This window comes from uncultured Sunxiuqinia sp. (assembly GCF_963974515.1).
Taxonomy (GTDB): domain Bacteria; phylum Bacteroidota; class Bacteroidia; order Bacteroidales; family Prolixibacteraceae; genus Sunxiuqinia.
This window is the reverse complement of sequence record NZ_CAXBDD010000036.1, coordinates 25805-33353: the sequence shown is the minus strand read 5'-3', so window position 1 is coordinate 33353 and position 7549 is coordinate 25805. Positions and strand designations below refer to the sequence as shown.

Sequence of the window (7549 nt, the reverse complement as noted above, 5' to 3'; positions counted from 1 at the left end):
TTTCCACTTTCACCGGGTAGGTTTTCAGTTGATACCCTTCATCAGTCAGGCATTTGCCGTCTTGGAGCGAAAACGTCTTTTTATGAAATGGGCAGGCTACTTTCGGTTGTCCTTGGCTGTCGCCGGTAAGTCCGCGCGAGATAGCCATCTCGCCTTTGTGCGGGCACTGGTTTTGGGTGGCGAACCAACGCTCTTCGTCGGTAAAATTGAAAACGGCAATTTGTTCGCCTTCAATCAAAACGGCTGCTCCCCCGTTCTTGGGGAATGCTCCAACAGGGGCTGCCTCTACCCATTTTTTTACTTCGGGCTGCTCTTTGATTTCCATTACTTCCATGATTTAGACTGTTTTGGCTGGGATCTTTTGATTCCGCATGCTTACAAATTTGATGGTATCATCTGTTTTATCTGAATTCACAAAGTGGCGGAATTTCTTTCTCATCTCCGGGTTGCGGACAACCGTGGTCCATTCACATTGGTAATGCGAAATTAGCTCGGCCATTTCTGTCTCGAGTTTTTCACCAATACCAAGTGAGTCTTTTACAATTACATCTTTCAGATAGCCCAGGCCGCCTTCAAGACTGGCCAGCCATTTGGAAGTCCGGGTGAGTGGTTCAGCCGTTTTGATGTAAAACATGAGAAAGCGGTCAAGGTATTTAACAACGGTTTCCTTGTCGATGTCGGATGCCAACAGATCGGCATGGCGCGGATTGGCGCCGCCATTTCCGCATACAAACAGGTTCCAGCCTTTTTCGGTGGCTATAATGCCGAAGTCTTTTCCGCGTGCTTCGGCACATTCGCGCACGCAGCCTGATACGCCTCCTTTTAGCTTGTGCGGCGAGCGGAGGCCTTTGTATCGGTTTTCCACCTCTATGGCAAACGACACAGAATCGTGCATTCCGAAGCGGCACCAAGTTGACCCCACGCAACTTTTTACGGTTCGCAGGGCTTTTCCATAGGCATGACCGCTTTCAAAACCGGCATCAATCAGTTCTTCCCAAATATCGGGCAGCTGATCAACACGGGCGCCAAACAAATCGATGCGCTGTCCTCCGGTGATTTTGGTGTAGAGGTCGTACTTTTTAGCCACGCTGCCAATCACAATCAGTTTTTCGGGTGTAATCTCTCCTCCCGGGATACGCGGAACAACGGAATACACACCCCGCTGCTGGATGTTGGCCAGAAAGCGATCGTTGGTGTCCTGAATCGTGTCGTGTTTAACAATGACATCATTCCAGATGCTTGCCAGCAAGGAGGCCACCACCGGCTTACAGGTTTCGCAACCCGAACCACTTCCGTATGCTCTTAGTAATCCACCAAAGCTTTTTATCTCGTTGACCTTGATCAGGTCGTAAAGTTCCTGGCGGGTGTAGCTGAAGTGTTCGCAAATGGTTTTACGGACTTCACGCCCCTGCGCTTTCATATAACAGGTAAGCAGGTCATCCAGCATCGGAACACAACCTCCGCAGCCAGTGCCAGCTTTCGTACATTTCTTAATCAGCGGAACAGCTTCGGCGCCTTCGTTTTCAATCGCGGTCAGAATGTCGCCTTTACTGATGTTTTCGCACGAGCAAACATTGGCAGTGTCGGGCAGGTCACCCACGCTGATGCCAGCCGCGCCTTCACCGCCGCGGGCACCCAAAATAAAGTCTTCGGGGTTGGCCGGCAGAGCCATTTTGTTGTTGACGACTTGTTTCAGCAGATTGTATTCTTCCGCTTCACCGACAAGAATACCACCAAGCAGGTATTTGCCATCTTCGGATAAATTAAGACGTTTATAAATTCCACGGGCCTTATTTTCATACACAATGGTTTTAATTTTGTCGCTTTCAATCAAAGCATCTCCAAAGCTGGCTACATCGGTACCAATCAGTTTTAATTTTGAAGAAAGGTCGAAACCCAGAAATTCGGAGGTTCCACCCTGAAGATTCTTTATCAGTGTTTCGGCCATCTCGTAGCATGGAGCAACCAAGCCCCAAACCATGTTGTGAACCACAACACATTCGCCGATGGCAAAAATTGAAGGATCTGCAGTTTCCATTTTGCTGTTGACCACAATTCCGCCACGGGGATGAACTTCCAGCCCGGAATGCTGCGCCAGCTCGTCGCGTGGCCTGATACCTGCCGAAATCACGAGCAAGTCGGCGTCGAGCTCTGAGCCATCGGTAAACTTCAGTCCCTGAATGGAACCATTCCCCATAATCTTTTCGGTACTTTTATTGAGCAAGACTTCCAGCTTAAAGCCTTCCAGCTTGGATTTCAGAATGCTGGCTCCCTGCAAATCCAGTTGCCGCGGCATCAGGCGCGAGGCAAACTCCACAATACTGGTGGGCAGACCATCGTCGAGTAAGGCCTTGGCAGCCTCAAGTCCAAGCAATCCACCTCCTATGACAGCAGCCTTTTTCGACTGCGGAATGTACTGTTTGATGTTATCAATGTCATCGAATGTTCGATATACAAACACGCCTTGTTTCTCAATCCCCTTAATGGGTGGAACGAAAGCGGACGAGCCCGTTGCCAACACCAGAATGTCATAAGAATAGGATTTATCTTTCTCTGAGGTTACCGTTTTGGCATCCCGGTCAATTGCGATGACCTTTTCGTTGGTTAACAGTTCAATTTGGTTTTCCTGATACCAGGCAGCAGGAGCCAGAAATAGCTCCGCCGGAATGGTTCCTGTATAATAGGAAGTCAGGTGAACACGATCATAAGCCGGATGTCTTTCTTCACCGAAAACAACCAGCTCATAGACTTCGCTAAGTGGAGATCCGGCAAATTTCTCACAGAATTTATAGCCGGTCATCCCGTTTCCAATTAATACAATTTTCTTTTTCATCTTGGTGATTTTAAAAATTTTATACTCGGGCTGATAATAAAGAACCCCCGCAAGATTTGTTTTCAGATCCCTGATTCTTTCAATACAGTCGGCTTCGTCTATGCTTGATCCGTTTTTCCTTGTGTTCTCCAATCGCGGCTTAGAGTTCAACTTTTATTGATTCACGGCGTTTAAGCAATTATAAAATGACCCTCATGAACAGTATCTCTTTTCAAAAAGCAACAGCCTCGCTGAAAGCAGCCCATTTGCAAGATCCCAACAACGAATTGGAAGGATCTAAACTGGTACCGGCTGAGTGGCTTTATACCCAACGGCTTTTGGATTGTCTGCGACAGGTTTATCCCGACGCGTCGGAAGCCTTGACTATTGCCGCTTATTGCCAGCATTTGTACCGCTGGGAAATTAAGCGGACAGAATACCCAGAAGGGCGGATTGGTTACTACCAGTGGCGCAACTACCTGGGCGACTACCAAGCCGGGAAAGCCGCTGCCATTCTGCAAGCCAGTGGCTACTCCGACGATTTTGTTTCGGAGGTCGTGGACATCCTGAAAAAGCTGAACATTCCTCGATTGGATGACGCTCAAAAGCTGGAGGATGTGGTTTGTCTGGTTTTCCTTGAACATTACATGCAAGATTTTATGCAGGGAAAACCCGCTGCACAACTGGTGCAGATTGTGCAAAAAACCTGGAATAAAATGTCGGATCATGGTCATCATGTTGCATTACAATTAAACTTGCCGGAGTCAACCCATCGGATTGTGATCCGGGCTTTGGGTTAAATCGAAAAAAGATTGAACCGGTTTTCCAATAGTGAAAAAACCAATAGTCTTCCCGAGAGCACTTCACCGTACCCGATAATAATTTTGATCACTTCATTGGCCTGCAGGCTGCCTGCAATGCCAGGTAAAACGCCCACCAAGCCGATATCTTCTGATTGATAGATCCCGTCCTTTGGAACATTTGGATAAAGATCGCTAAACGAGGGGCCGTCATTAAAATTGAACACGGTCACCTGTCCTTCGTAGTTCATGACCGAGGCAAAAGCCAGCGGTTTATTTAGTTGTTGTGTTTCGCGACCCAACAGTTGGCGTGTCGCGAAATTATCGGAGCAGTCTACCACCACATCGTAGGGTGCGAGTAGTTCGCCGGCATTGTCAGCATTCAACCGGGTGTTAAACAGGTGAATTTCAATTTCAGGATATAGATCCTGTAGCCGCTGTTTGGCTATTTCAATCTTTTTTTGTCCCACCTGCGAGCTGGTGTACAGCACTTGTCGCTGCAAGTTCGAAAGGCTGACCACATCATCATCCACGATGCCAATGCAGCCCACGCCCGCGGCAGCCAAATAAATGAGCAGCGGACTGCCCAATCCTCCGGCACCAATGACCAATACCTTGGCATTTTTCAGTTTTTGCTGGCCGCTTTCGCCAATTTCGGCAAGCGACAGGTGGCGCGAAAACCGGCTGTGTTCTTCTGTAGTCAACTGTTTCATTCCGCGTGTTGGTGTTCGTGATGATTATGATGTGACGGAGAACTGCAGTCACAGTTCTGGCCCCATTCACTGGTGCCGTCCGTATAGAATTCGTGTTTCCAAATGGGCACTTCGTTTTTCACCCGGTCAATGATGTAGCGATTGGCTTCGTAAGCCGCCGCCCGGTGTCCCGAACCGGTAATAACCACAACCGCGCAACCCGAAATATCAACCACACCGACGCGATGTACGCAAACAGCCTGATTCAGCTTCCACTTTGCTGTGGCATCGGCCAGAATTTCGCTAATCATTTTCTCAGCCATCGGTTCGTAAGCTTCGTATTCCAGGTGGGTCACGACCTTCCCTTTGTTGTTGTCGCGTACCTCTCCGCTGAATAAGACCACAGCCCCACTGTTCGGATCTCGAAACCCGTCGAACAGCAAGGCATAATTGATTGGTGTATGTAGGATATGCTTCATTTCTTCTGTCATTAATGGTCATTCTTTGTATACTGAAAACTGTGACTACTCAGTGCGACTGTCAACCGTTTCTTACCCCCCGCTTGAGGGAGGAATTAGGTAGACCGGTTCACCAGTCGTTTTCAGTTCGGTGTGCGGTACAAACTTTTCGTTGACCGCGATACGACAATGGTCCAGAATTTCTGTTGCTTCCGGATTCATTTTCTTTAGCTCGTGAATCAGCGATTGGTACGAAGCTGGCAATTGCAGCTGTATGTTAACCTGCGGATCAAAAAACTTTCGCAGGCCGGCAAAACAGGTGATTTGAATTGATGTTTCCATTGTTATCCTCCGATATTTCTCATCGACAATTGGCTGCCATGAAACCTGGCGGGTTGTTTCATTAGCAGTAATTGGCGGAGTTTTTGGGTTAATAATTCCTGATCGTGTACATACGGCGCCAGCTTATCGCCATTGGCATTGCTGAGGCAACCGTAGAAATAACCGCGACTGTCCATTCGCAGCCGGTTGCAGTCGTGGCAAAAGGGCGTAGATTCATTGGCTATGATTCCAAAAATCCGGTTTTCACCAGCGGTCCAGTAGCGCGCCGTTTCCGATTTCTTACGAGGCAATCGGGATATTCCATAATCCTGGCTGATGGTATCCAGGATCTCTTTTTCAGAATAGAACAGCTCGTTTTCTCCCTGATACAAGTGCCCCATCTTCATGAGTTCGAGGTAGCGAATTTTTACGCCCATTTTTGAGGCATAATCGAGCAGCGGAACGATTTGCGATTCGTTTTTTCCGCGCATGATTACAGCATTCAGCTTAACTTGCATTCCCGCGTCAACAGCGGCCTGAATCCCTTCAAACACCCTTTGAGGATGGTTGTGCCGGGCAATTTTCCTGAATAAATCCAGGTCGATCGCATCGATTGAGATATTGATGGATTGAATTCCGGACTTTTTCAGCTGACGGGCCATTTGCTTCAGGTAGTAGCCGTTTGTTGTCAGGCGAATATCTTCAATACCAATTGTTTTTATTTTCTCGATAAGCGGGATCAGGTTCATATATAAAAGCGGTTCACCTCCGGTTAGCCGGATGCTTTTCAGACCAGTGAGTTGGTGAACACTTTGGATGAGCGAAACAAACTCATCGGGATCCAGTTGTTCTTCTTTGGATACAGGCACAACCCCCTGGTAAACCTGTTCTGTGTTGTCGCTCACACAGTACACGCACGAAAAATTGCAGGTATTCAGCAAGCTGATCCGCAACTTCTCAAAACGTCTTCCAATATGGTCCTCAATTTTATGCATCATTCAAAAATTTATTTAAACAGCCAATTCCCTGATTTCAATCCCGGTAAAAGCTGGTTTTGGTGTCTCGCAAACCTGGCAGCAATAGCTCTCCGGCAGCATGTCAAAAGGAGTTTCGGCCTTAATTCCGGCCAGTACGTCGCCATATCGTTCGTCGTAAGTTGTTAGGCAATCAGGGCATTGGTATACTGTTCGACTTCTGAGTTTGGGTTCATCCAACCGGTGCAATTGCCCGGGCACGGTCTGTGCAAAAAGGCGGGCATAGTAGCGTTTCGACAGCTCGTTGAGTGTTTGCGGCAAGTTATTCTTGTCCAGGTTCGTTGCGTATTCCAGGTAATGGTTGTTGTTTGGGTTGAAATCGTAGGCATGTTCAACGCTGTAAGTTCGTGTAAAATCGAATCTGCCAAGGAATGGTAACCGGCTTTTAGAGCGGATTACTACGGAGGTAAAGCGCTCGCCGGGCTTATTCTGGATGGCGAACGACAAGCCAAAAGTCCGGATGTCGAATTTGTCGAATTCGGAAACCAGGAATCGTTTTAACTTCAGGGCCTGCTGATCGAGTAAAGGCAAGTGCCAGTTCAATTCAAAAGATGAATGGCGCATGTTGATGCCGTAACGTCCAATTAGCTCATCCCAATGGATTTTATCTTTGGTCTCGATGTCCTTGATCAGAATGGTTTTCCAGGGTGTGAAACTGATTTTTCCGACATTCGTTTTTTGACACAGGTTACAGATTTCTTTTAAAAACTGAATGGGATAGTGGTTGTTTCTCCAATAAAATCCGGCCCAGTACTGGTCCTTTCCATCAAGTTTGTTCAGGCCTTCGTAATAGGGGAAAAAACCTGTTGGCAGACTAATTGTTTTTGTCGACTTCAGCGTGTTTTTTTGCAGGGATGAATGGTCCAGTTTTTCTTTCAGCTGTTCCGTATTCTTGATGTTTTGGCCGACAATCAGCTGTTCCAGTGTTTGGGCAAATTCAGCAATGTCGTCTGTAAAAATCAGCCCAGGCCAGGCTTTGGGATCTTGCTCGGTTTGCAGGTTTAGGTACAGGTGCCAGTAGTTGGGCATTTCCGAAGCAATAAAATTGAGGTGCCCGTAAAATAGCGGCACCATATTTTGCCGCGGGTCAACGATGTTCACGCGCAAAAGGTGATCCCATGTGAATTGGTCGAGCACTTTCAGGTAAATACCGGAATAAACCCAGCTGGTTGAAGGCAGTATGTCGACACAGACGAAAGAAGACACCACGTTTTGAATGCCAGAACTACGCTTCTGGATTGAAAGGCCGCCTGTCTCAAACGCCTCCGGCTTCGTTGAGGCCGGCAGATAAAACAGGATATCCTGCCGCGATCCCAGAAATATCTGGCTATTTCCGGCTATTTCCGCGATCTGCAGAATGTCGAAAAAATGCGCCGGGGTCAGAACTCCGCCTTTGTTTAAGATTCGATATAGACTTTTCGATTCACTCATT

Annotated in this window: 8 protein-coding genes; 1 reads left to right on the top strand and 7 read right to left on the bottom strand. The window is 47.6% G+C overall.

From position 1 onward, the window contains the following. Both nirD and nirB read right to left on the bottom strand, forming a co-directional pair. Positions 1-334, bottom strand: a 334-nt coding sequence (gene nirD, locus AAC033_RS10080) for a nitrite reductase small subunit NirD (RefSeq protein WP_339737648.1), incomplete at its 3' end; no start/stop codon positions are given. Between the two features lie 3 nt (positions 335-337). Continuing rightward, positions 338-2833 (bottom strand): nitrite reductase large subunit NirB, encoded by a 2496-nt coding sequence (gene nirB, locus AAC033_RS10075; RefSeq protein WP_339737646.1) that lies wholly within the window; start codon positions 2831-2833, stop codon positions 338-340. 194 nt (positions 2834-3027) lie between these two features. Here nirB and AAC033_RS10070 point away from each other — a divergent pair, with 194 nt between their 5' ends. Then, entirely contained in the window at positions 3028-3612 is a 585-nt protein-coding gene (locus AAC033_RS10070) for a DUF4202 domain-containing protein (RefSeq protein WP_339737644.1), read from the top strand. Here AAC033_RS10070 and AAC033_RS10065 read toward each other — a convergent pair. From AAC033_RS10065 to AAC033_RS10045, 5 genes are all read right to left on the bottom strand, one after another. Beyond that, the gene (locus AAC033_RS10065; RefSeq protein WP_339737642.1) at positions 3609-4325 is read right to left on the bottom strand and encodes a HesA/MoeB/ThiF family protein; all 717 of its coding nucleotides are present in this window, start codon (positions 4323-4325) and stop codon (positions 3609-3611) included. The genes AAC033_RS10070 and AAC033_RS10065 overlap by 4 nt on opposite strands. Further along, positions 4322-4783, bottom strand: a complete 462-nt coding sequence (locus tag AAC033_RS10060) for a molybdenum cofactor biosynthesis protein MoaE (protein ID WP_339737640.1) — start codon at positions 4781-4783, stop codon at positions 4322-4324. Before AAC033_RS10060 ends, AAC033_RS10065 begins: the two co-directional genes overlap by 4 nt. Before the next feature lie 72 nt (positions 4784-4855). Next, the gene (locus AAC033_RS10055; RefSeq protein WP_339737638.1) at positions 4856-5104 is read right to left on the bottom strand and encodes a MoaD/ThiS family protein; all 249 of its coding nucleotides are present in this window, start codon (positions 5102-5104) and stop codon (positions 4856-4858) included. Positions 5105-5106: 2 nt separating this feature from the next. Next, a complete protein-coding gene (locus tag AAC033_RS10050) occupies positions 5107-6081 on the bottom strand; it encodes a GTP 3',8-cyclase MoaA (protein ID WP_339737636.1) in 975 nt (324 codons plus the stop codon). Between the two features lie 12 nt (positions 6082-6093). Beyond that, the gene (locus tag AAC033_RS10045; protein WP_339737634.1) at positions 6094-7548 is read right to left on the bottom strand and encodes a rubredoxin; all 1455 of its coding nucleotides are present in this window, start codon (positions 7546-7548) and stop codon (positions 6094-6096) included. Position 7549: the final 1 nt, after the last annotated feature.

Coding starts and splice junctions, on each gene's coding strand:
- nirB (WP_339737646.1), bottom strand. CDS start 2,833: ATGAAAAAGAAAATTGTATTAATTGGAAACGGGATGACCGGCTATAAA.
- AAC033_RS10070 (WP_339737644.1), top strand. CDS start 3,028: ATGAACAGTATCTCTTTTCAAAAAGCAACAGCCTCGCTGAAAGCAGCC.
- AAC033_RS10065 (WP_339737642.1), bottom strand. CDS start 4,325: ATGAAACAGTTGACTACAGAAGAACACAGCCGGTTTTCGCGCCACCTG.
- AAC033_RS10060 (WP_339737640.1), bottom strand. CDS start 4,783: ATGAAGCATATCCTACATACACCAATCAATTATGCCTTGCTGTTCGAC.
- AAC033_RS10055 (WP_339737638.1), bottom strand. CDS start 5,104: ATGGAAACATCAATTCAAATCACCTGTTTTGCCGGCCTGCGAAAGTTT.
- AAC033_RS10050 (WP_339737636.1), bottom strand. CDS start 6,081: ATGATGCATAAAATTGAGGACCATATTGGAAGACGTTTTGAGAAGTTG.
- AAC033_RS10045 (WP_339737634.1), bottom strand. CDS start 7,548: ATGAGTGAATCGAAAAGTCTATATCGAATCTTAAACAAAGGCGGAGTT.